At 36.6% G+C, this 25,524-nt stretch carries 19 protein-coding genes; 12 read left to right on the top strand and 7 right to left on the bottom strand.

From position 1 onward, the window contains the following. Positions 1-249: 249 nt before the first annotated feature. Complete coding sequence (locus tag BC008_RS19675) at positions 250-984, bottom strand: iron-containing redox enzyme family protein (RefSeq protein WP_027847097.1); 735 nt, start codon at positions 982-984, stop codon at positions 250-252. A 589-nt stretch (positions 985-1,573) separates the two neighbouring features. On the opposite strand from BC008_RS19675, the gene BC008_RS19670 reads away from it, so the two are divergent. From BC008_RS19670 to BC008_RS19665, 3 genes are all read left to right on the top strand, one after another. Next, positions 1,574-3,136, top strand: coding sequence for a Na+/H+ antiporter (locus BC008_RS19670; protein WP_027845627.1), 1,563 nt, complete (start codon positions 1,574-1,576; stop codon positions 3,134-3,136). A gap of 347 nt (positions 3,137-3,483) precedes the next feature. After that, on the top strand, positions 3,484-3,642 hold the full coding sequence (locus tag BC008_RS49570) for an alpha/beta hydrolase (RefSeq protein WP_161938133.1): 159 nt from the start codon (positions 3,484-3,486) through the stop codon (positions 3,640-3,642). A gap of 679 nt (positions 3,643-4,321) precedes the next feature. Further along, the gene (locus BC008_RS19665; protein WP_201026148.1) at positions 4,322-6,007 is read left to right on the top strand and encodes a SulP family inorganic anion transporter; all 1,686 of its coding nucleotides are present in this window, start codon (positions 4,322-4,324) and stop codon (positions 6,005-6,007) included. Between the two features lie 405 nt (positions 6,008-6,412). Here BC008_RS19665 and BC008_RS19660 read toward each other — a convergent pair whose 3' ends face one another. Further along, complete coding sequence (locus tag BC008_RS19660; protein WP_058183772.1) at positions 6,413-7,291, bottom strand: hypothetical protein; 879 nt, start codon at positions 7,289-7,291, stop codon at positions 6,413-6,415. Positions 7,292-7,678: 387 nt separating this feature from the next. Beyond that, on the bottom strand, positions 7,679-8,323 hold the full coding sequence (locus BC008_RS19655) for a sigma-70 family RNA polymerase sigma factor (protein WP_027845625.1): 645 nt from the start codon (positions 8,321-8,323) through the stop codon (positions 7,679-7,681). Positions 8,324-9,104: 781 nt separating this feature from the next. On the opposite strand from BC008_RS19655, the gene BC008_RS19650 reads away from it, so the two are divergent. Further along, positions 9,105-10,001, top strand: coding sequence for a pyridoxamine 5'-phosphate oxidase family protein (locus BC008_RS19650; protein ID WP_027845624.1), 897 nt, complete (start codon positions 9,105-9,107; stop codon positions 9,999-10,001). Between the two features lie 23 nt (positions 10,002-10,024). Here the strand turns inward: BC008_RS19650 and BC008_RS19645 are convergent, their stop codons facing one another. The 3 genes from BC008_RS19645 to BC008_RS48465 form a co-directional block, all read right to left on the bottom strand. After that, entirely contained in the window at positions 10,025-13,069 is a 3,045-nt protein-coding gene (locus BC008_RS19645) for a leucine-rich repeat domain-containing protein (RefSeq protein ID WP_058183771.1), read from the bottom strand. Positions 13,070-13,193: 124 nt separating this feature from the next. Continuing rightward, positions 13,194-15,035 (bottom strand): right-handed parallel beta-helix repeat-containing protein, encoded by a 1,842-nt coding sequence (locus BC008_RS19640; RefSeq protein ID WP_058183770.1) that lies wholly within the window; start codon positions 15,033-15,035, stop codon positions 13,194-13,196. A gap of 553 nt (positions 15,036-15,588) precedes the next feature. Further along, entirely contained in the window at positions 15,589-15,792 is a 204-nt protein-coding gene (locus BC008_RS48465; RefSeq protein ID WP_235595891.1) for a TPR end-of-group domain-containing protein, read from the bottom strand. A gap of 1,724 nt (positions 15,793-17,516) precedes the next feature. On the opposite strand from BC008_RS48465, the gene BC008_RS19635 reads away from it, so the two are divergent. The 3 genes from BC008_RS19635 (at position 17,517) to BC008_RS19625 (ending at position 20,461) form a co-directional block, all read left to right on the top strand. After that, entirely contained in the window at positions 17,517-18,308 is a 792-nt protein-coding gene (locus tag BC008_RS19635) for an FHA domain-containing protein (protein WP_027846187.1), read from the top strand. A gap of 271 nt (positions 18,309-18,579) precedes the next feature. Continuing rightward, entirely contained in the window at positions 18,580-19,851 is a 1,272-nt protein-coding gene (locus BC008_RS19630; RefSeq protein ID WP_027846188.1) for an NAD(P)/FAD-dependent oxidoreductase, read from the top strand. Between the two features lie 190 nt (positions 19,852-20,041). Further along, complete coding sequence (locus tag BC008_RS19625; protein WP_027846189.1) at positions 20,042-20,461, top strand: DoxX family protein; 420 nt, start codon at positions 20,042-20,044, stop codon at positions 20,459-20,461. A gap of 172 nt (positions 20,462-20,633) precedes the next feature. Here BC008_RS19625 and BC008_RS19620 read toward each other — a convergent pair whose 3' ends face one another. After that, entirely contained in the window at positions 20,634-20,981 is a 348-nt protein-coding gene (locus BC008_RS19620; RefSeq protein WP_027846190.1) for a hypothetical protein, read from the bottom strand. Between the two features lie 326 nt (positions 20,982-21,307). Between BC008_RS19620 and BC008_RS19615 the strand changes: the two genes are divergently transcribed. From BC008_RS19615 to BC008_RS19600, 5 genes are all read left to right on the top strand, one after another. Continuing rightward, entirely contained in the window at positions 21,308-22,240 is a 933-nt protein-coding gene (locus BC008_RS19615) for a DMT family transporter (protein WP_027846191.1), read from the top strand. 388 nt (positions 22,241-22,628) lie between these two features. Beyond that, on the top strand, positions 22,629-23,243 hold the full coding sequence (locus BC008_RS52130; RefSeq protein ID WP_268768232.1) for an RNA-guided endonuclease InsQ/TnpB family protein: 615 nt from the start codon (positions 22,629-22,631) through the stop codon (positions 23,241-23,243). Beyond that, positions 23,227-23,976 carry an RNA-guided endonuclease InsQ/TnpB family protein gene (locus BC008_RS52125; protein ID WP_321170084.1) on the top strand — a complete coding sequence of 250 codons (750 nt, stop codon included), beginning with the start codon at positions 23,227-23,229 and terminating at the stop codon, positions 23,974-23,976. The genes BC008_RS52130 and BC008_RS52125 overlap by 17 nt, the downstream gene beginning before the upstream one ends. Positions 23,977-24,079: 103 nt before the next feature. Next, positions 24,080-24,493, top strand: a complete 414-nt coding sequence (locus BC008_RS19605) for a hypothetical protein (protein WP_027847034.1) — start codon at positions 24,080-24,082, stop codon at positions 24,491-24,493. Between the two features lie 119 nt (positions 24,494-24,612). After that, entirely contained in the window at positions 24,613-25,407 is a 795-nt protein-coding gene (locus BC008_RS19600; RefSeq protein WP_027847033.1) for an SAM hydrolase/SAM-dependent halogenase family protein, read from the top strand. Positions 25,408-25,524 lie beyond the last annotated feature (117 nt).

Raw genomic sequence — 25,524 nt, 5'->3', positions numbered from 1 at the left:
TCTCGTAAGTCTATGGAGTAAGCTTTCATTTTACCCGTTGACGCACCAGAGCTAGTGTACCTCATTTACCTGCAATCTGCTGTATGTCTATTCTGTGTCAACCATTAATTCTTGAATAAACATCCTTAACCCGAACTAGCTTCCGCCTTAAACTATTAGATTTAATAGTTTTTCCTCATAATTTGGCAGGTAATTTTATATCTATACTAACTTTGTGAAATCGATATTATCATTGGCATCCAACGTATATCAAGACTTATTTTTCTGGTTGCTGCGTACTAAAGCATAGATGTTTTCCCAGAACTTTTCAAGAAACTCTTTTGCGTGGCGATAACCACTCGCTAATTCATTAACTGATTCTGGTTTCTCTTGTATTAACTCGTCAATTGAAGCTTTGACCATCTGATTATGTGCAATATCAACTTCACCTGTATGGATGTTCCACCACCGCCAATCAAGAGATGGTTTGTTTGCTTTGATGTAGGGGTTTTGGCACAAGTAATAGTGCATCACAGTCAAATATGTCTGGCAAATGCACTCACCACCCATCCCTCGCAAAGCAACTCCATAGGTGGAAGGTTTGTCGAGGAGTAGTCGTCGCTGCTCTTCCAGCAAAGCAATATTTTCAGGCATAGTGGGTTTGTCGAGTTCGTTTCGATTGACACCCAAACTGACAATAAACTCATCAAGTATGGTGAGGTGTGAATACTTAGGGTTACCTTCTCCCAATTCTTCATGAACGAGTTCAGCCATCATGGATTTTAGCTTGCCATGTGGTAGTTTTGCAGTCAAAAGTGATAAGTCATCTGCAAACCAGATAGTAAAAACACGATATTCCGCAAAGAGCTGTTTTAGTTCATCTTGTGTAACCTCTTGCATCCATTTTAGATTGTCATTGATTTTATACTCCCCTTTCAATTTCGTTTCATCTGCCATTTCCCAAAATTCTTTTCCTGTCATCAGTGGAGTAATATTTTGGATCATTTTCTTATATAAAAGATTATGCTATTGAGTTATTTTCAATCTAGAAATTGATCGGGAATAAATGGGGAAGATAGGTAGGTGCAATTCATAATAAAAATTAAGATGCAGCTACCAAAACTGACTCGATAGGTTCGCAATCATAATCAAACTGGAGTGATTATCTGTATTCAATTTGTCTAATAATCGGTTTAAAACACTCTGGGCTAGTGATTTTTGGTTGAGGGCAATTAAGTTAACAATACTAAACAGTATGTTTTCGTACTTAAGAGTTCCCTTACCTAAGTATCTAAGGTTATGTCCAATTTTTTGCTTCCTTGTTAATAATTTTCTGTTTTACTTGTTTAAGTTCAATTGAAAAAAGTAATCGGGAAAAATAAGGGAAGATGAGTGTTAAGGTTTTGTATAAATATCTGAGTCATAAGGCTCTAAGTCATAAGGAAGCAATACGTCTACGCTGCGCTTAGGCTTGATATTCCACGTCCAAACAATTAGATTTGGGTCTTTGGACTCAATACCTAAACTTAAGACGTGCATTATAGTGAACCAAATAAACAATAAGACTCCTGTTTAAGTTTACAAATAGTTCGCCATGACATTAGAATCTGCGGTCGGTGAAGCCGCTATTGAAGCAAATCTCAAACAATTTTTGTTGGTACTCTCAGTTTCCCTGAGTGTTGCGACACTACCGCAAGCTATTAGTTGGTTTCGTCAAATTCCTTATACCCTATTGCTGGTAATTGCTGGTTTAGGTTTGGCGATCTTAGATGTCCGCTTAGTTAACCTTTCTCCTGAACTAATCCTGGCAATTTTTCTACCACCTTTATTATTTGAAGCTGCTTGGAATCTAAAATGGTCAAACCTCAAGCGAGATCTGTTTCCGATCTGTCTTTATGCAGTTTTGGGAGTTTTAATTTCGATTGTAGGTGTAGCATTCGGTCTTAACCAAATAGCTGGGGTTCCCCTAACTACAGCCTTACTAGTAGGAGCGAGTTTATCTGCGACCGATCCAGTTTCTGTTACGGCTTTATTTCGGGAATTGGGAGTAGATAAACGCCTATCAACCTTGATGGAAGGGGAAAGCTTATTTAATGATGGCATGGCGGTTGTAGCCTTTAGTTTCCTGGTGGGACTTCCCTTAGGAACAAAAGAATTGGCAGTGCAACCGGTGCTGATAGAATTAGTAACCGTAGTTGGTATTGGTCTAGCTGTAGGTAGTCTCATTGGGTTTGGTATTTCTTACTTAACACAAAGATTCGATCTACCGTTAGTAGAACAGTCTTTAACTTTGGTTTCAGCATATGGTACATACATAATTGCTGAAGAATTAGGCGGTTCTGGAGTTATTGGGGTAGTTACCACCGGCTTGATTTTAGGAAATTTTGGTTCCCGCATCGGGATGAACCCCCGTACTCGAGTGATTGTCAGTGAATTTTGGGAGTTCATTGCATTTTTTGTTAATTCAATCGTATTTCTTTTAATTGGTGACCAATTACGGTTTTCTTCTCTGGCTGATAATTTGGGAATTATTGCTGTCACCATTATTGGAATGGTATTTGCACGCTTGGTTTCTGTTTATGGCTTGGGCTTTTTTAGTAATACTGTTGCGAAAAGTAATATTGGTTTAGCAGAACAAACGATACTATGGTGGGGCGGTTTACGAGGTTCTGTATCTATTGCCCTAGCCCTTAGTGTTCCCACTATGTTGGGCGAACGAGAAGAACTTATCTATACGGTATTTGGTGTAGTTTTATTTACTTTGCTCGTCCAGGGATTAACAACTAAACCTTTATTAGAAAAACTAAATCTTTTAGGCGATCAACCCTTACGTCAAGAATATTTGCAGTTAGTAGCACATCAGTCAGCACTCAAACGAGTTTTACGATACCTTGATGATGTAGACGAACGTCCCGGACTTGACCAAGAATTTTGCCGTTACCAAGAAACTTTAATTAGAGGAGAACTCAAGCAATTCGAAGAAAAGATTGATAAATTACAAGACGAATATCCTAGGTTACAAACTTTTGCGAGCGAACAATTAAAAGATGAATTATTGGCGGTAGAAGCAAATACCTACGCCGAATTTGTTCAATCCGGTCGCTTAAACCAAGAACTTGCACCTTTATTACAAGAAGTCTTGGAAGAAAAGGATTAGAATTTCTACTGCTCTGTCCTATTATTTTTATTACCGGAACCATAGGTAGTGTAGCTTCGGTGTAAGCCTCTAGCATGGGGTTACCTGTTAGCTGCATTATCCCTCCCAAAAAGCTGAAAGACGTAGCAGAGGCTGAACTGCACCTGCGGTCTTCATCCGCTAGGATGCGTTCAAACGCCGACGCCGTAGGCTCTGCTACGTCTCTACAAATTGCACCTCATCTGAATTAGAAGCTGAAATAATATAAATTCGTGATAACAATCACAAACCTGATTTAAGCCGGTTATTGAAACTCTTAATATTACAAGACTGAAGTGAATTCATATTAGTTGTAAATATCAAAATTAATGTGGTGGATTACCGCGCCCTTCGGGCTGAATTCAGAAGTCAGAATTCAGAAGTCAGAAGTCAGAAGTCAGAATTCTGAATTGCGGAATCAATCATTACTCATTACTCATTACCCATTACCCATTACCCATTACCCATTACCTACGACTCAAGTGTGACCCAGGTTATTTTATCAATACTTATTTTATTAATATTTTTTTTATTGACACTTAATTATGTGCGAGGTAATTTTTAGTTACTTTATGTGCGAGGTAATTTTTAGTTACTTTTAATGCTATGAGTCCTTATACTTCAAGTAAAATAAGAATATCCTTACAGTGTAGTATTTATGACACAGTCTTAGATTATTAATTAAGTTATGAGGTAACAGTATACTTATTGCTCCCTGAGTTATGCTGACAATTATTACCTTTGCAGCATGGCTAAAACTACGAGTTTAGCCGATTCCACAGCTTTGCATTTTTAGTTTGTCAGATTTTTTTCTGGGCTTTGATATCACTGGTTTTAGCCAGAAGTTAATCCTCGAAAAGTTCATCTTCAAAAAGTCCCAGTTTTTACAAGGGTAATTTTAGATAAATGTTGCTTGCTAGTTCTATTGCTGTCTCCTTTCTGCAAATGGATGGGGAATTTTTGTGCTGGAAACTTTGTGTTAGAAACTTTGTGCTGGAACTTTGTGCTGGAAGTTTGTGCTGGAAATTTGTGCTGAAAACATAAATTTCCATTTCTGTTGGGATTGTCACCTTTATTGATGACTTATTCTGAGGCTAATTTCCCAAAGATTGATTGGTTTTCTTAGTCCAACTACTTAATTGATTCCCGATCGCACTTATGAATTCTATTAGATTAGTTAACGGCTTACATTTTAGGAACTTACGCGGAGATATATTTGGTGGCTTAACTGCAGCCATTGTCGCTTTACCACTGGCGCTAGCATTTGGAGTTTCCTCCGGTGCAGGAGCAATTACAGGACTTTATGGTGCTGTTTTTGTAGGCTTGTTTGCAGCATTATTTGGTGGAACCCCGTCTCAGATTTCTGGTCCTACTGGTCCAATGACGGTGGTCATGGCAACTGTTTTCACGGCTTTGATTGCTAAATATCCCGATAATAATCTCGGTTTAGCAATGGCTTTTACGGTCGTGATGTTGGGTGGGTTATTCCAAATTATCTTCGGATTGCTGCGATTGGGTAAATATATCACCCTGATGCCTTATACCGTAATTTCCGGTTTCATGTCTGGAATTGGTTTTATTATTTTACTACTGCAGATTGGACCTTTTTTTGGACATGAGGGTTCTGCGAATGTAATTGATTCTGTCAAAAACTTTTCTACTTTTGTAACTACCGCAAACCCAGAAGCAACATTTTTAGGGTTTATTACCTTAGCGATCGTATTTGCATCACCGCCCAAGTTAAACCGCATATTACCAGCACCTTTATTAGCACTAATCATTTGTACAACGATTTCGGTTTTCTTCTTCCCTAATGGTAATATCCAAACCATTGGTGAGATTCCCAGTGGTTTACCAAGTCTGCATTTACCAGTATTTCGCCCAGATCAATTTAGAGAAATGATTGGTTATGCTTTAATGCTGGGAATTCTGGGTTCTATTGACTCGTTGTTGACATCCTTGGTAGCTGATAATATTACCCGCACCGAACATGATTCCGACCGCGAACTAATTGGACAAGGAATTGCTAACTTAATTTCCGGTTTATTTTGGGGATTACCTGGTGCAGGTGCAACCATGCGAACTGTTGTTAATGTTCGTGCTGGTGGTAAGACACCCTTGTCTGGAATTATCCACGGATTCGTTCTGTTATTTATTGTTTTGGGTGTAGGAAAATTACTATCAATTGAAAATATTCCCAATGCAGTTTTAGCAGGTATTTTAATTAAAGTCGGTATTGATATTATTGACTGGGGCTTTCTCAGACGCGCTCACATGATATCCTGGCGAGCAACCGGGTTGATGTACTTAGTACTATTTCTGACAGTATTTGTCGATTTAATTACTGCTGTCGGAGTGGGAGTCTTCGTTGCTAATTTATTTACTCTCGAGCGACTTTGTGCAATTCAAGCCGATGGAGTACAAGCAATCACAGCACCAAATGGTAAGTTATCTTTAGATCCTGAAGAAGAAACATTACTCAAACAAGCAAGAGGTCGAATCCTGTTATTTCAATTGGGAGGACCAATGAGTTTTGGTGCGGCTAAAGCAATATCTCGCCGCATGTCTATTGTTGAAGATTATGATGTATTAATTTTGGATTTCAAGAATGTTCCCTACGTGGGTGTAACTGCTACTTTGGCGATTGAGAATATGGTCAAGGAAGCAAAAGAAAAACGTCGTGCAATCTTCCTAGTTGCTGCTAGTGAAAAAGTTGAAGATAGACTGAGACGCTTGAAAGTGTTAAGACAAGTTTTACTGGAAAACCAAGTCCATGATAGGTTGGAAGCATTACAGCAAGGGTCAACTATTATCAATCAACATCACAGTAGTTCTAGTAGTGAGGTGGTGTAGAAATTACAGCATCGGAGTAGAAAGCCCACGGCTTTGAGCCGTGGGATGAATGCAACTAATAGCTGTTAATTAACCTTCAGGATGTGACTGGACATGATGTAACAACTACAATCGCAAAACCATCATATCCTTTGCTTCCAACGGTTTGAATCGCGGTTGAACTTACATAGGGATTGGTTGCAAGTAAATCATTGAAACGACGAATACCTAAATAAAGAATATATAAATTCAAAAATACATATCAAAAATATATAAAATAAGCATGTTGCACTTTTGCTAAGGGTGCGATAAGCGGTAGATGTACTCTACGCGAATGCAATGCGTGGGGCGAACACAATTTTCTAGAAATCGTCAATCTTAGCAATTATTAATTTTATACATCATTAATTTTACAAATAATCAATACTAATCATCAATTTCTAGTAATTCTTGTTCTATCTCAAATACTTCATTTAATAGCGTTTCAGTAAACCTAATACTTTTTAAATAACTACGGTAAGCTGCAACAGGGATACTCAACACATCACAAAACCCTAATTCACGTTGATGAAAAGCTTGAATCTCTTTACTCTCAGAAGTTTTTCTAGTTCCTATTTTTAATTGTGTCTCTTCAAGGTCTGATTTAGGAGGAGGTTTTTCAACTCCCTGTTCGCGATCGCTAACATCCAACAACAAATCGTAAATTTTACGAGACAGACGCTTACCAACCGGTTTGAGTAAATTACAACTCAGCATCTCCTCAAGTAACCAAGTTTGAGCTAACATATCTCGTCCCAAACCAGAAATTTCTGAAGGTATCAACAGATCGACATCACTTAAATATTGAATTTCCTCGGATAGCAACATTATAGAAACTATCTGCAACTGCTCTTCAAGTTTTCCATTGTATTCAATGTCAGTAATAATAAGTACATAACGCGGTGGTGATTTCCCTGCTAAAAAGTTTTGTGCGATTTCCGAGTAAAGTATGTCTTGCTGATGTCTGGAAAATTCAACAGGAGACTTTGTTGAGGATCTGACTTCCCAAATCTCTCCGGGTTTTGGGGTTCTCCGACTTAATATTTCTTGTCGATTAAGTTCAAAATTTTTAGGTTCAAAATTTTTAGGTTTAACATTTTTAGGTTTAACATTTTTAGGCTCAACATTTTTAGGCTCAACATTTTTAGGCTCAATATTTTCAATCTCAGTACTTGTAAGCTCAAGGTCTTCAAACTTAAATTCTTCTGGTTTGAGCTTTTCACGTTTAAGTTTTCCAAATCTATATTTATGAGAGTTACTACCCATTTTTTTATACTTCCAGACACAGTTATAGAAGCTTTCTACTACTGTTAACGAGGGTTTCCTTGACTATATGACAAATTTCTTTAATCTTTACAAATGTTACGGTGCTACGCGCAAGTAAGGAGTAAGAAGTAAAAAGTAAGGAGTAAAAAGTTTGTGTATTATAGCCTTACCAGATTTACCTAGGTCCTAACTTTGTTATGTAGTACTATATTTATCTACAAAATATGTCATAGCAAAGTCGGCGGAAATAAAACAACCATTTATAAAGCTTAAAAGCTAGATAATACTTTTGATTTATGTCCCACGGACACGCTCTAGCTATAGCTGCGCTACCTACGGATCCGCTAATGACTTTTAACTTGTGACTTCCACGCAGTGGTACTAGTTTTACCACTGGGTCTGGGAGCGTTTTCTAGCTGCTTGAGACTTACGAAGGTTGTGCTGTTCTTGTTTAATTACTTCAGGTTTGAATAGTCCTAATTCTTCTGCTACTTGATGTAATAACTCTTTACGACGTCGTGAAACTTGACTTTGAGTAATTCCCAATTCAGAAGCAAGTTGGGTTTGACTTTGACCTTGAACTAGTCCTTTCCACAATTTTATATATTCGCGCTTGGGATAACTCAAAGCCAGGTTTTCAATAATTTCCCTTACTTTTACGATCAAGTTTGCCCGTTCTACAGCATCCCACAAGTCAAATTGGTCAGCAATAGTATCCAAGAGTGAAACATCGGTTCCGGGAATTTTACGATCTAAACTTTGACGATTGTGCTTTTTTTCTCCACGTACAAAATCTATCACCGCATTTCGAGCTACGATCGCAGCCCAAGGGTAAAACTCTTCTGCTCCTTTTCGAATAAATTTTCCTGTTCTTAACCCCTGAAGAATCTTGAAATGAGCCGTTTGTGCTGCATCCTCCCAATGAATGGAATTATTTTGGGTGTATTTACGAGCAATTTTTTCAATGAGTTGTCGATATTTCCAGTCAAATAGTAGTTTTTCCTGAGACTCTGGTAACTCTGTTGAGAGCATTATAGATGTCTCCTGCTTTGTGATGAGGAATGGTGTAAATACATTAAGTCATGCAAATTACATTCAATGTCCGGTCCGATAGAGCACCTAAATAAAGTTGATAGTTAAGCCTTATAACCAAGATAAATCTACGGCGTTATTGACAATTTCTTGCCTTCCTCAGGACATAAGCACAACTGCAAGGAATATATTTTTAGAAGCGATCGAACGGACACAATATAGGACAAGACTAATGCTGAAATCAAAGACTGATTTAAAACAAAATGTGTTCCGCTTATCAATTAGTAGAAAATGGGTGACAGAAAACAAGAGTCAGTAGCGAACAAGCAGTATGTTTTTTTTATACTGAATATTCGAAAATAGAAGAGTCATAATTTTTATTTTCGTTAATCTTTTAACAAAAACTAGATTAGTTATGTTTCACGCAGACATAAAAATTTTCCTTGCGAAGGTAAGGCTCGTAGTATTGCTTCAGGAGTTTAATATGAAAAAGAATACTACTTGATATGATCATTATCTCTATTCCTCTTCAGAGTAGTTGTGTGTGCTATTACACAGAGACTTACAGTCTCTGGCGAATTGAATAGATGTACTATCGGAATTATATGAGCATCGGTTTTTCGGTAAGTTTTATGTTATTAATATACTTAGGGAAAATAATCATCTACGTGTAGTGATGATGGCTCCCTATCAGCGATCGCTAGATAATATCATTCAAATTTATACTTACAAATAATCTGGTTTCTAAAAAATAAAACTAAAACGTAAAATATATAATAAAATGTCTTTCCATAACGGAGAAATAGCAGTTCAAACCAAAGTGGGAGTACGCTCGGAAGCCGAACGGTTATCTGGTGGTATCCGTAACTTTATCAATCCTGCAGCCGAAAAATTTCTTCCCACGCAACAGTTAGCAATAGCTAGTAGTGTAGATGTGGAAGGTAGAGTATGGGCATCTTTATTACTAGGAGAGCCAGGCTTTGTACGAGTTTTGAACGAAAAAACAGCACAAGTTCATCCAAGTTTCCCAATTAACGATTTACTCTACAGTAACCTGCAAAATAATTCTCAAGTCGGATTATTAGTAATCGATTTAACAAATCGTCGCCGCTTGCGTCTCAATGGTAAAGCCCAAGTAGAGCGGAAAGGAATAATCAATTTAGAAATTCAACAGGTATTTTTCAACTGTCCTAAATATATTCAAGTACGTCACTTGGAAACAAGTACAACCGAATCACCAAGTCAATCTCAAATCTTAACTAAAACAGCTTTAAGTAATTCCGACCGAGACTGGATATCCCAAGCTGATACCTTTTTTATCGCTAGCTTCAACCCCGAAAGTGGTGCGGATGCTTCCCATAGAGGGGGTAATCGCGGTTTTGTGCAATTGATGAATAATAATAAGTTAATATTTCCCGATTATGCGGGTAATAATATGTTTCAGACTTTTGGTAACTTTGTAAAAAATCCCAACTCTGGAATTTTGTTTGTCGATTTTGAACGAGGTCATACTTTACAACTTACAGGAAAATCACAAGTAATTTGGGATGCGAATAATTTAAGTGAATTTTCTGGAGCAGAACGTTTAGTAGAATTTGATATTCAGCAAGTATTAGAAATTCGTCATGCGACTCCTTGGTGTTGGAAGTTTGGGGAATATTCGCCGGTTAATCCTTAATCTTATATCTGTCAAAATAACTATCATTCCCAATTAATGTCTTCTCTGATAGTTTTTAATTCTGTATTCTCAGGATTGTCCTCACATGCACCTTTAACTAATTGTTCTAACTTACTTTCCGACTCAGCCCATTTAATTAATTTAAAAACAATTTGCTTGGTATTTTCTCCTCCAGCTATTGAATCTAGATTTTCTTCTAATTGAAAATAAACCATCATCTCTAAATCAGCTTTATCTGGATAAGCGCTAATAATTGCATCTCTGATTTTTTTAAGTTTTTTACCCCGGTTCTCGCCTAATTTTTGTGGGTTTTCTAAAATTTCTTCTCGTTTCACATTTAAGTTTAAATCTCTCTCTTTTTCTAAGTCCCCTTGTAAAGATGTATTTTGCACTTGAAATTCCCAATTTTCTGGCTGAGGTAACAAATTTACATCATCAATCAATCTGCGGACATCAACCATGTCATAGCTATTTCCACACTCAATTTGAAATCTACCTTTATTTAAACGTTTGCGTAATTCTTTTAAAGGGTAAACATAAGGGTTTTCAGTCCCTACACATTCTTCACAATTACAAGGAACCTTAATTTCATATTCCAAACGCTCAAAAGAAGCATGAATTTTTTCTAGTTCGTGGGTAATAACTGCAAGTAATTCTTTTTTCCGATTTCCGGATACGCTAACTTTAATTTCCCGTTGATTATAATTTTCAATAACTTCGGTGCGAGTTTCATCTTTGTTAAGAATAACCCCACTTCTCCATACAAGTCTTTGTTGTTCGATCCAAGGATGTGTTTCTACAATGAAGCGAGTGATAATACCTTTGGGCATAAATTCATATTTATAGCGCAAAATTAGATTATTAGATTTATCCCAAATGTATTCTGGTTGTTCGATATCAAGTAATTGTGGTGCAATGTAATGTTTTGGACGGTTAGGAATTGGGTAGCAAAGTTTAAACCGCATCATTAATTGCAGCAATTCATCTCGCATGTCAGCATATTCATCATCTTTCCAAATATCTGTAAGTTGTTCTTGAGTAAAACATCCCAGATTTTTCCTAACAGTTTTATTGTCTAGAACTTTGTAAACTGCTGTTGTAGACCATTCCGGTTTGAGAATTACATAGTGTTTGAGGGTCGAGTCATCTTGAAAATGCAAACAAACGCCCAGGTCATGTAAGTAACTACTTAGGCGCAGCATGTCTTGGCGATCGGTTAAGTGATTAGTTTCGCAAAGTTGGTAATACTCATGAAGAGTGATGTAATTGCGAGAATAGTTATCCAAAGCAGAACGAATTCTCACCCAAATTTTTGGTAGGGGTGATTTATCTCCAACATGGGGAAGTTTGACGATCTGGTTTTGAATCTCTTCTTTGATTTTTGCTAAACCACGGTTATCAGCTAGATTGGTTGCTAAAACTTCTTTTAAATTGGTAAATTCTCCCCGCAACTGACGTTCATTCACTTCACATTGACGGTCTTGTTTTTCGTTTTTAATAATCAGAATTGAACTACCATCGCTTAAGAGTTCTGCAACCTTCATCCACCAGTAAAAATCGGTGTTTTCTCTGCGGGTATCAACCACTAAAGCATAGAGAGAACGTTTGGTGAGAAAAAACTGATGGGTTTGGTGGTAAATCGCTTGACCACCAAAATCCCAGATATTGACGCGAAATTCTTTACCGTTAGGTAGTGGGAATTTCCACTGGATTACATCAATTCCTTCTGTTGACTCCTCATCAGACTTAAGTTTGTAGTTTTCATCTTCTATTTTCTTCGCTAGGGAAGTTTTACCCGCTCCTCCTTCCCCAAGAATCAAAAGTTTTGCTTCGTAAAGCGGTTCTGTTTCATTAGGATCTTGCACGCTGAAATAGAAATCAAAGATTTCATTTATATCTCCCGGATCTCTCCATAATTCCTTTTCTCCCAAAATTTCTGGTGGTATGGGAACTGGATTTCCACGTAAATCTAGTTTTTCAAGCTTAGTAAGTTTTCTTATATCTGCTGGTAGACTACTGAGTTGATTTCTACTCAGATAGAGGGATTGTAAGTTTATTAATTGAACAATTTCTTCGGGTAAACTAGTCAGTTGATTTCTTCCTAGATCGAGGGATTGCAAATTGCTAAGTTGTACTATTTCTTCAGGTAAATAACTAAGTTGATTATTATAAAGGAGAAGAGATTGCAAATTGCTAAGTTTGAGTATTTCTTGTGGGAAACTGGTCAGTTGATTATTGCGTAGATCGAGAGATTGTAAATTGCTGAGTTGAACAATTCCTGCTGGTAAACTACTCAGTTGATTCCCATCAAGGTCGAGAAATAGCAAGTTATTGAGTTGTCCAATTTTTTCTGATAAGCTGGCTAACTTATTGTTACGTAAATATAAAGATTGCAAATTAGTGAGTTGTCCAATTTCTTCTGGTAAACCACTTAGCTGATTATTATAGCAATCAAGAAATAGTAAGTTTTTGAGTTGTCCAAACCCTACTGGTAAAGTATCTAGCTGGTTATACTCTAAGTAGAGAAATAGCAAGTTGTTAAGTTGTCCAAATTCTTTTGGTAAACTAGTCAACTGATTATTGCTTAAGTCCAGAGATTGTAAGTTTGTAAGTTTTCCAATCTCGCTTGGTAGAATACTTAGCTGATTATTATATAGATTAAGGGATTGTAAATTGGTAAGCTGTCCAATCTCAGGTAGCAAAGTTGTTAGTTGGTTATTATAGAGATTGAGTGATTGTAAATTGGTGAGTTTCCTGGTCTCAAGCGGTAAAGATATCAGTTGGTTATTGTAGAGATCGAGTAATTGTAAATTGGTAAGTTTCCCGATCTCAGGAGGCAAAACTGTGAGTTGATTATTATAGAGATTGAGTGATTGTAAATTGGTAAGTTCTCCAATCTCAGATGGTAAAGCTGTGAGTTGATTATTATAAAGATTAAGTGATTGTAAATTAGTAAGTTGTCCAATCTCAGGTGGTACAACTGTCAATTCACTACCAGAGAGGTCTAATTCTGTTACTCCTTGTTTTACTGCTTGTTTAATTGTATGTAGCAGGTCTTCCCCGGTCATTTAGTCAGCATTTAGATATACATATTGCTATTTTAATTGGACTTAAGGGAAGCGATCGCGATGCTGTGCTGATACCTATAAGTTATTCCCAGATCGAACCACATAACCCATGCAATCGAAATCACTAACGCAGACGATATTGTTTCTTCAGCTTGTATTCTTGCAAAGGTAACTTTAAGATATTGTACGTAAAAGCAGAATATATCAATAAAAATACAACTAAAGCAGGCATAACAACAATATTACCCATATGGGTTGCCATAGTAATAATACAAGTAATTAAGCCACCTCGAAAAAAACCGCTGCCAATATTACTAAATCCCCTTTTTTGAAATACATAAAATACAAGTACGGATATAGTTAAGGCTACAGTAATGAAAGCCATAGAACTAACAAGAAAACCTCTAAGCAAAGGTAAAATCAGAATCGCTAAAAGTCCTAAATAAAATGGTTTGTGAGTATTCAGATTCGTATGACGAATTGTCGGCTTAATTTTAGAATCGATTTTTATCCCCGGACAAGGTATGCGTTCGATTTTACAGTCCTCTATTGTAGCCTGTGCATTTTTCTTAATCCAGATTCCTAAATCTTTCCCATCATGTATACGACAGCGACGTATAGTTGGATTACTACCACGATCAATTTCTACCGCCACCATTTTATTTTGATAAATATTACAATCTTCTATAGTCCCTTGAGCATCTTCTGTAATCCATATACCGTAGGATTTACCATCATAAATACGACATCTACGAATGCTAGGATTACTTTGCTTATTAATTAAGATTCCTGGATTTGTATTACGGTAAATATCACAGCCTTCTATAGTCCCACGACCGTTTTCAAGAATTGAAATTCCATAACCTTTCCCATCAAAAATCCGACATCCACGAACCATGGGATTGCTATGATTGGTAATTTTAATCCCAGAATGGAGATGTTTATAAATATCGCAATCTTCGATAATACCTTCACCACCTTCAAGAATTGCGATCGCATTTCCTTTTCCATCAAAAATTCGACATCCGCGAATCGTTGGATTACCTCGATCGTTAATTACTATTCCGGCATAAGCATTACTATATATGTCACAATCTTCGATGGTACCTTGACCATTTTTGGTAACTAAAATCCCGTTTTGTTTCCCATCATAAATTCTACATCTACGAATGATGGGGTTACTACCACGAGCGATCACAACTTCAGGATAATAGTTATTATAAATTTCGCAATCTTCTATAATACTTTGACTATTTTCTTCAATCGCGATCGCATTTCCTTTGCCATCAAAAATGTGGCACCTACTAATGGTAAGGTTACTACTATCTAATAGGGAAATTCCAGCATAAGCATTATTGTATATTTCACAATCTTCAATAATACCTCCATCATTATCTTTAATGGAAATACCATTACCTCTGCAATCATAAATTCGACATCTATAAATTGTCAGATTATTACTATCAACTACGGTAATTCCAACGCAATTATTATATATTTCACAATCTTCTATAGTAATTTGAGCATTTTCTTTAATTGAAATACCATTACCTTTCCCATCATAAATCCGACATCTCCGGATCAGAAGATTTGCATCACAACCCCAGACATTTACACTATTAAAAGACTTAGATGTAATATCACAATTTTCTAGTATTAAATTACCTGCAGGAATTTCAACAGCAGGAGAATGATCCTCTTGATTTATCTTCAGTTCTTGTAAAGTAAAACCACTGACAGTAGCTGAGTCTGTTGACATTAAAATACAAGGAGCATCAGTACTTAAAATGACAGTATCTTTTACCTCTCCCACAGCTAGTATTTCCAGAGGTTTATCAATAATCAAACTTTCTTTATATAACCCTGGATTTACTACAATCCTAGCGCCAGATTGAGCATTTTGAATCGCTTCTTTGATAGTCGTGTAGTGAGGATCGCCGGATTTCCCAACAACAATAGCGCTCATATTAATAACTTTATATCTCTGACAAATGGTTAATAATTAATATCTATAGTTCCGATTAATACTGTTCGATATTAGGTCATATTATTGATACGTATAGCGCTACGCGCAAGTTAAAAGTTAAAAGCTGGCTACATATAGCTTGTAGCATTCATAGACGTCCTAACCTAATTACGTAACGCTATAATATGGCACAGAAAAATTATTGCTAAATTTATTGATAAATTTTTTACTAAATATTTTGTGATATTTGTTGACTAAATACCATATATTTTTAGTTCAAAAAATTATAACAAAATAAGGTAAGTTTTGGTTATTAGCTCATATATTCAAGGGTTTGAGATAACTTTGTAATGTATAAATTTAGTAAAAGTTAGATATTATTTGATTTAAAAATATATGCGAATTAAAATCTATTCACAACTTGTATAATCAAGTCTGCAGATTATTCATATATAAAAATAGTTTGGTGATTTTTGTTTATAATTGCTGGGAATGTGCTTAAAAAAATCAGTAAATTTTTTCTTGTTTCTTCTGACCTATTCCCCGTTATCCATTACCAACCTCTTAAACTCCTTATTTTCACGAATAACATCGAAACCAGCATCAGTTTCTGCGTTTCTTGGTATTCTGGATTTAAATTAATCGCAGTTTGTAAATTTTGAAGCGCCAGTTCGATATTATTCAAATCAGCATATGCAATCACGCGAATGTACCAAGCTTGGTGCTTATCAGGTTTAATTTCTACTGTCTTTGTCACAGCGAAGGAAGAGGGAAGAAGGAAGAAGGAAGAAGGTTTTATGTTGCCGAAGTTGCTTGTACTCCTCCCTTAGCGGATCCGTAGGTAGCGAAGCTATAGCGTGACGTTAGTCAGAGGCTTCGCCGACGCCGTAGGCTCTAACCTTCTGGGTCCTGGAAGGACGGGGCTTGCATCCTTTCGGGGTCGGTTAGCGTAGCGTTGCGTCAGCAATGCTTGATGGAAGATTTTTTGGCTACGCACATCACGCAAGTGCGGGCTTACACTGCGTTTATGGAAAACGCGCTTATTGACATCTTCCCTCTTCCGTCTTCCTTCAACATCCTCCGTTAGCGCAGCGTTACGTTAGTAAAAGTCGGTCATAGGATGGGATTGCTTCTCGTGTTTTTCCAACCCCGACTTACCTAAAATTAATACCCAACGGTGTTCTTGGAGCAGTTCCTTTTATTTTGTAGTCACATGAAGGTCATGCTCTCGTTGCTGATATTTAATATTTCGGTCAGCCAAAGGATTGTCATCCTTGTTACCAAGAATACGTTTATTCAAATTATCGCTCTGCGGGTCGATCACCTCAAATGGAAACAGAACGGGTGGAATTTTGCGCTGTCTGTGTCGCCATTTCAACCACCAAGCAAAAGGGAAAAATGGTAATACGATATTTGGTAAACCACTAAAAATTAAGTTGTCAATGATATCTTTGTTCTGTTGGTAAAATTCCTTAAGAGCTTGGAATATTGAACTTCATACAGACACAGAAGTTTGAAGTAATTACAAGTACTATAGTGATAGTAGCGAAAAACTACACGATCGCGTCTAGCTAATTAGGACTACTTAAAAATAATTAATCGCGCCATATGTTTCGACTCGCTCGCTAAATTTATTCCCATGCTAAATCTATTCCCATGTAGTCCGGAGCGCTTCATAATAACTTGAATAATATAGACCCGACAACCAATCACAATCATCCATTGACTATTGCACCTCATTTGATTTTCAGGTCAAGATTAACTCTACCTTTAGTTCCATTTACATTTACCCAGCAAAATTGAAAATTCTTCACTTCCCCAACTTAACAAAAATTTATATTTGGGGACTTCTACCAACTTATATTGAATTTAAAGTTAAAAAAAACCGCTTGCGATCGCGAGCGTTTAGTGTCAATTGAAAGTATCATATACTTGATGCCTTAATTTTTTAAAAGAGAAAAGAAAGGTCAATTCCCAGTGCTTGCGATCGTCACAAAGTGGCAAATAACATCGTAAATAACGGCCAGATGTAATAATTGAGTTTTAAGTAATACTTGAAACTTCAATAATTTTACGCAATTTTTGTATTATCCAAAAACTCAAATTTAATTTCTAAACCCGCTTACTTTTTAAGTGTATAGACGGTGTGAATTATTGTAGTGTTAGCATATCATGCTGAGTTATCAGAAGGAGAAGATGTATATCGTCTTAAACCGATAGACTACTAACAAATAACTGTTCCAATAACTAAGATAATTTGGTAGATAATTTTGTTTTTGCTGTAAAATTTTGCCTTATATAGTTCCATGAAATATGTATAAAACTATACTGTTTTACCCAAAAACCTGATTGCTAAAAACCTAATTGAACTTGGTTGAAGTTTATCTATCATGTTATTCCAAAATCAATATTTACTATAAGAAAAAACTTTAGTTATATAAAATGTAGTGTTCAAACCAGTTCTAATGATTAAAGTCAATCATGAGCAAGCGTAAAATTTTCAAAACACTCAGTTTAAATTTAGAACTTTTTCATCTTCAATCTTATACTTCCTTCGATCTAGTACCAGATCGAAATATTATCCGTATTGGTAGAGTTAACGAAGAATTTATCCCGGAAATTAACCTTTCTAAAATAGCACACGCAGACGTAGTATCAAGAATTCATGCTGCAATTAAAATCCAGGGTAATACCTACTATTTAGAAGACCTTGGTAGCGCTAATGGCACATTTCTCAATAATGTTCCCCTTGAGCCCAATAAAATTTATCCCCTGAGACTCGGGGACAGAATAGACCTTTGCCGAGAAAATAAAGTAACATTTATCTTCCAATATAAACAGCAGTATCAGCCAGAGAATATTGCTCCGAGTTCAACCATAATTCAGTCCAAACCTCCTGCAACATCATTTTTGTCATCAGTAGATCCAAAGATGAAATTTATTGGTTTAGCTATGATGGTAGCCGGAATAATCATTATTTCTTCCAATATTAGGATTGGTATTCTTGTCAGTATTCCCAGCTTACTTCTATTAATTTCCGGAGTCGTTTTACTACTACAAAATAGAATTAATCGTAATTGGGGATGGCTTCCAATTGCGATCGGAATTGTCATTATGTTATTTACGAATAATTTTCCTGCTCCGGTAAATTTACTCGCAATTTTAATCTCATCAACCTTGTTATTTGTAGGACACCAACTCTATACCAATGGCAAAGTTCTTGACTATGATTTGAATCGAATCAAAAGAATGTTTAATACTAAACGCCATTAACGCCATTAATTATAATTATATAAAATTTAGCTATAATTATATTATTTTATGAGTGCAGAGTTTAAAAATCTAACTCACGTAGGAAACAAATAGTATAATTTTATAGTATCAAATCATCTATATTTTACTGAATGTAGTCCTGAAAAATTAAGTCCGAAGTCAGATTTTTTTACAATTCATAGTAATTGCCTGATCGGGTAGTTAATATTTGTATAGAAAATGTTACAAAACCGCTTACGAGCTAGACTGCTGGTACTGAGGAAGATAACACATGGGCGCATCTGAAAGAGCGAGAAGGGTGGCGATCGTCGGTGCTGGTTTTGCAGGGGTAGAAGCAGCCAAAACTCTAGCAAAAAACGGTGTTGATGTATTACTGATAGATCGTCATAATTATCACACCTTCATTCCCATGCTTTATCAAGTAGCGACTGCTGTACTCTATCCTCATCAGGTAGTTTATCCATTGCGACGCTTGTTTCGGAATTTTCCTCAGGTACGTTTCGTACAAACAGAAGTCGAAAAAATTGACTTTGAGCGTCAGATTATCCATCACAAAGGTGTGGGGATTAATTATGACTATTTAGTAATTGCAACAGGTACTCAAACAAGTTATTTTGGCGTACCTGGTGCGCAGGAATATTCCCTATCCATGAGGACTTTACCAGAAGCGATCGCACTGCGGAATTGGATATTTAGTAAATTTGAAGAAGCAGCTAAAACTATTGATATAGAAAAACGTCAGCGACTATTAACCTTTGTAATTGTAGGTGGAGGACCAACGGGAGTTGAGTTAGCTGGTGCATTAAAAGAATTACTCGATAGCACCTTAAGAAAAGACTATCTTTGTCTCAACCCTAAACAAGCCAGAGTAATACTTCTGCAATCAGGAGAAGATTTATTAACCAGCTATCCCCAACATTTAGGGAAATACGCTGCAAGATTTTTACGCAACTGCGGAGTAAAAGTTAACTTTAATTCTAAAGTCTGCAAAGTTACTCAAGAGGCTGTACATTTAGAAGATGGAAACACTTTATTTACTAATACAGTAATTTGGACAGCAGGTGTTCTTGCAGCAACACCTATTATTAGACAAAGTATAGAAACTGCCGATAGAGAAAAAGTTATTGTCAAACCGACTTTGCAAATTAGCCAATATCCAAATGTATACGCAGTTGGCGATCTATCATATGTAGAATCACAAGGACAAGATTTTAATGGCGTAGCACAAGAAGCTATTCAACAAGGTAGAACCGCAGCAAACAATATTGTGCGGGAATTAATCGGTAAATCACCTCAGAAGTTTGCATATTATAACAAAGGGCGCTTGGCGATTGTTGGTCGTCATGGGGGAGTTGGAAAAATAGGAAAGTTTACTTTCACAGGTTTCCTAGCTTGGTGGATGTGGCTTTACGTACATCTTTTCTATCTTCCTGGAATTCGTAACCGCATGGGAGTCTTATTCAATTGGCTCAAGTGCTATTTCGAGGGAGAAGGTGCGTCCAGAATAGCAATTAATAATACCACTTGTAACAATAAAGATTAAAAAATCCAAAAAAAATTGATCTTAAAAAAATCTATCTAGGAAAATAAGATTTATAAAAAATAAATAATTTTACTTAATCGAATACTGTTTTCACTTTAAAATTTCTTTGCATTTAGATTTTCCCTACATTTGAATATTGCAAAATGTTGCAAAATATTGCAAAACTTGTTATCTAAACTAGGTGTGCACTATGGGTTTCAAAAAATACCTTCCCCTACTTGGTCGAGCTTTCCTCGCAGCAATTTTTCTGAATTCTGGAGTAGGTCACATATTTGGTTTTGCAGGACTAACCAAAATGATGACTGAACGAGGATTACCTGTAGCTCCTCTCTTGCTTGCAGGTAGTATCTTTTGTCTTTTAGTAGGTGGACTTTCCATATTGTTTGGTTTTAAAGCACGTTGGGGAGCAATTTTACTGATTGTATTTTTAATCCCTGCAAGTTTAGTTTTCCATAATCCCGTTGCAGATCCATCAGAACTTAATAGCTTCCTCAAGAATATTGGCTTGATTGGTGGAATGTTGTTTATTTACTACTTTGGTTCTGGTCCTGTAAGTATTGATTCGAATGAAAGCAGTCAACCCCAAGCATATGTTTCCCCATCCGAGTGAACATTCATAAAATGATAATTATTGCAAAACAGGGGTATTTAATACCCCTTTTTTCATGGAGAGAACATAAAAATAACTACAGAATTAATAATGCTACTTTCCAAATAGCCTTTTTAAGCCAATCTCCATAGGATATATTGAGCCATATTCTTTTAATGTGAGATGAGAATTATTATTCCTTATTTAGAAGCGAATCCAGTTCTGCACGTAAAGCCTCAGTATCTGCAACCCTAGCTACAAGTAAATTATTTGTTCCTGCATCAGTTAATCGCGATTTCCAATAATTAATAGTTTCAGAGTTATTCATCCAAAATTTTATTACCGTCGTAACTACTTCATCCTTATTCCAGCCCCATTTTGGTAATACAGGTTCTACAGACTCTAGAACTGCATCCAAAGAGCAAATGTGACTCCCTACATATTCCACCCCTTGAGGATCCGAATTGTCCCAAGATTGTTGTTGATGATGAAAAAAGTGCAATATTGACGAAACTCCGACAATATCAAAACTGTATTTCATGCTGCGACTCCTAAATATTTATCTTTTTTGTTGCGAGATAAACTATTTTTTTTGCACTCAAATTTATTTATTTTTCTCTATTATCCCTAATTTAGAGTGACATAAAAATTAGCAATTAAAGCTTGTGAGTGCTAAAAAAAATATTATTTATAACTAGCACTTGATGGCTATGAGTACTATTTTTTTTTGAAATTCAAACATTAGCAGATAAACCGATTGAGTGCTAATTAATTATTCATTTTTATATTATTATTATGGGATAATTTGACCAATATAAAAGTATTAGATATTATTTTTTATAGAATCTTAATTCATTTAGCTGAAGTTTGAAAGGTGAATTCGCAGCAATAGTTGCAGCCTGTCTGTGGGCTGTAGCTTCGGCGATTTATAGTCGTTTAGGAGAGCGCATACCCGCATTACAAATCAACTTAATAAAAGGAATTGTTTCTATAATCCTGTTTGTAGTTACAATTTTGTGGAGGAATGAATTTCTTACTAATATTCCTCTTCTTCCCTTCTGGTTATTGTTACTTAGTGGTGCGATCGGTATAGGTTTAGGAGATACAGCTTTTCTGAGTGCAATGAATGCATTGGGAGCACGTCGTACGTTGCTAATGCAAACACTTTCCCCACCAATAACAGCAATATTGGCGCTGATTTTTTTGGGCGAAAATTTAAAAATAATTGCTTGGTTTGGGATCGTTTTAACCGTTATCGGAGTAGCTTGGGTTGTTACAGAGCGTACGACACAATCTAGTGACGATATTTTGGACGAATCACAACAAAGAACAGAAATTAATTTGCGTAAAGGTATTACTTTGGGGTTTGTAGCAGCCTTAGCAAATGCAATTGGAGCAGTATTTTCTCGTATTGCATTAAGTAATGAAGATATTAGTATTAGTCCATTATGGGCTGCTTTACTACGATTGAGTGCTGGTGTGATAGTTTTGTTTCCTTGGTTATATTTGCAAGCTCGGAATTCCCGAAACAGAACAACATTAACAACTCCCTATTGGAAATCACCGCGAATTTTGGCGGTTGTGTTTTTTGCAGTTTTTTGTGGAACCTATTTGGGGATATGGTTACAGCAAGTCGCGATTAAATTCACTGCAGTTGGAATTGCTTCAACATTATTACAAACAAGTCCAATATTTATTATCCCGATCGCAATTGGAATGGGTGAAAGAGTCAGTCCAAGAGCAATTTTGGGTGTATTAACCTCATTGGTGGGAATTTTGGTTTTGTTTTATTTGGGTTGATAAAGTAAATAGCAAGCAGAAATAGAAAAATCTATTTAAGATTATTTTTTGATTGTAGGGGCGCACCGACGTGTGCCCTGAGTGTTATTTTTATTATTGGAAGTCCCTAATCCCAATGAAATCTTGAACGTATTTCGCGGCAGTCCCCATTCTCAGCACAGCGGAATGGGGAAGGATAGCGCGTCAATCAAGGGGGTTCAATGCCCCTTTGATTGACAATCTCCTGATAACTTCACGGATTACATCTGATTGTGTTCTTTCTGTTAGTTGGCAAAATTTCGTTAAATGCTCGTACTCCCTGTCTGATATTCGCGTAGTTACTTGTTTCATAGTTGTCGATATGCTTTCAATTTGCTACTATGTAAGAGTAACATACAGGTCGAGTGTTATGGCTACCAAACGAATTACTTTTAGACTTTATCCGTCAAAAACTCAAAACGATAAGATGCATTACTGGCGTAGGTTACACAAAGACCTGTATAACGCTTGCGTTGAGAATCGTAGGACTTCTTATAAAAAATTTGGTAAGTCTGTTGATTATTACGATCAGCAAAATTGTTTACCAGAATTCAAAGAGCAGTGGGAAGAGTATAAAGAACTTGGTAGTCATGCATTGCAAGACACTGTTAAACGTGTTGATTTTGCATTCAAACGATTTTTTAAACTTAAATCGGGATATCCAAAATTTAAAGCCAGCCGTAGATATAAAGGATGGACTTATCCTTGTAAATCTGGTTGGAAAGCTTGTACCAACGGGAAGAATGGTTATCTGAAAATCACTAACCTGGGTAACATCAAAATGCGTGGTCAAGCGCGTGATTGGGGGACACCTAAAACTTGTACAATTATTTTTAAGCAAGGTAAATGGTACGCTTCAATCACTGTTGGTTGCACACCTACCCGATATCAGACTGATAAAGATGCAATTGGTTTAGATTTTGGTACTCACCACGCAATCGCTGACTCTAATGGTGACGTAGTGAGTAATCCGCTTATTTGTTAAAACTGCTCAGAATAAAATCAATAAAATTGCTAAAACCAGTCGTCGTAAGCGTTCTCCAAACTTTAAGAAAAAAGTTAAAGCTTCTCGTCGGTGGAAAAAAGCAAATAAAGCTGTAGCTAAAATACAGTCAAAAGTAGCTCGTCAAAGACAAGATTGGCAACACAAAGTTTCTACACAGATAGTTAGCTGTAATAGCCTGGTAGCAACTGAAAAGCTAAGTCTTAAAGGGATGACCCGCAAGTCAAAAGGCAAGAATAAACGTCAAAAGTCTGGTTTAAATAGGTCTTTGCTCGATGTTGGTATTGGTAACTTAAAAGATTTGATCGAGTATAAAGTTACCGAAGCCGGAGGGTTTTACGTGGAAATCCCAACCAGAAAAGTAAAACCATCTCAAACTTGTCCTAATTGCGGTCATCAGAAAAAGAAAACATTGTCTGAGCGAGAACACCATTGCGTTCACGAAGTGCGGGGCAAGAAATGTGGATATCGTTGCGACAGGGACGTAGCGGCTGCAATGGTGATGCTTAATTATGCAAGCGGAAAATGCGGTCTTGGGGTTTCCCCAAGTGGAGCAATTTTCCAAGACAGGGGTATGGAACGTGCCTCTACAGACGTAGATGAGAAGACCTCTACTTGGTGCGGAAGCTATGACCGAAGGTCACGCTCCGCTAACAAGCAAGTCGCTCAAATGAAGCGTCAGAAACGTGTTGCTTGCCCGCACGCTAATGCGTGAACAGCCGTAGGCGGCAACGCGTAGTTCATTACAAGTAAAATTATGCTCAAATAAAACTGTTATGTATTTTTGATATGTATCTTTAGTTTGAGGGTTAATATAAATGATACGGGGGCTAATTATTTGTTTACTAACACTGCTATTAACCGCTTGTAATAATACTTCTATTGGACCAAGCGCCGATTTAGTGCAAAAAGCGATCGGATTTAATTTGGAACATACCCAAGAGCAACTCAGTGAAAAATTGAATTTAGATACTCGGGGATTTGATATCAATCATCTCCATATCGATCAAAGAAAACTGTTTAAGCTAGATAATTTACCGACTTATAAGCTGAGTGGGACATACGATCTGATTTTCAAGTTACCAGAACGGGAAATTACTCAAGCTCAGAAATCATTTAATGTCTACTTACAACTACAGAAAGAAGGTAAAACTTGGCGTTTACTGGTTCCTGAGAAAAAAGAAAATGAAACCCAAGCAAGTTGGTATAGTTACTTGATTTCAAATTTTTAATCAAAATAGTCAGCTTATTATTATTACTTATTATTTTTATTACTTGCTATTTATTGTTTTTTATTTCGAGCCAAGTATTATATTTCTGAAAATTCTCGCATGTTCGAGTTTTATCGCATATGCAACAATCACTTATAACTTTGCTGAGTGACTTTGGTCTTCGTGATGAGTATGTTGGTGTCATGAAAGGAGCGATCGCCCAGATCGGTCCAAGTTTACGAGTAATAGACATAACTCACCACATACCACCACAAAACATAGCTGCTGGTAGATTTTGTTTGATGAATGCTTATCGTTATTTTCCTAAAGGAACAGTTCATGTAGCAGTGGTAGATCCGGGAGTCGGAGGAAAAAGACGAGCAATAGCTGTAGAAATTGCTGAAGGATTTTTTGTAGCTCCGGACAACGGTTTATTAAGTGGAGTAATCAACCAAAGTGGAATATACAAAGCTGTAGAACTTACAAATCCAAAGTACTGGCGTACTACTGTTAGATCGCAAATCAGTAATACTTTTCATGGTAGAGATATTTTCGCACCCGTGGGCGCACATCTTGCAAGTGGAGTTCCCCTAAAGCAACTCGGAGAAGAAATCGATCCAGCAAGTTTAATCCAGTTGGAATTACCTAAATGTAGTAGCACGAAAAATGGGTTTTTAGGTTGTATTCAATACATAGACTATTTTGGTAATTCAGTAACTAATATTCCTGGAAATTACCTGGAAGGTAAAAGCTGGAGTATAAGTGTGGCTGAAAAAGTCATCAAAGGGTTTGATACTTATACAGATGTAATGGTTGGAGAAGCAATTTCTTTAGTTGGTAGCCATGGTTGGGTAGAAATTGCAGTGAATAGCGGTAATGCTCAATTACAACTGCAAATAGAATTGGGAGATTCAGTAGAAATATTTATCGAATAATTTCAGTTACCAGTCAGGAGTCAGGAATCAGGAGTCAGAAGTCAGGACAGACCGCGCTTACAGCGAGCAGGAGTCAGGAGTCAGAAGTCAGGAGTCAGGAGTCAGGAGTCAGGAATC

This window comes from Mastigocoleus testarum BC008 (genome assembly GCF_001456025.1).
Lineage (GTDB): Bacteria > Cyanobacteriota > Cyanobacteriia > Cyanobacteriales > Nostocaceae > Mastigocoleus > Mastigocoleus testarum.
This window is presented reverse-complemented; position numbering and strand designations above follow the sequence as displayed.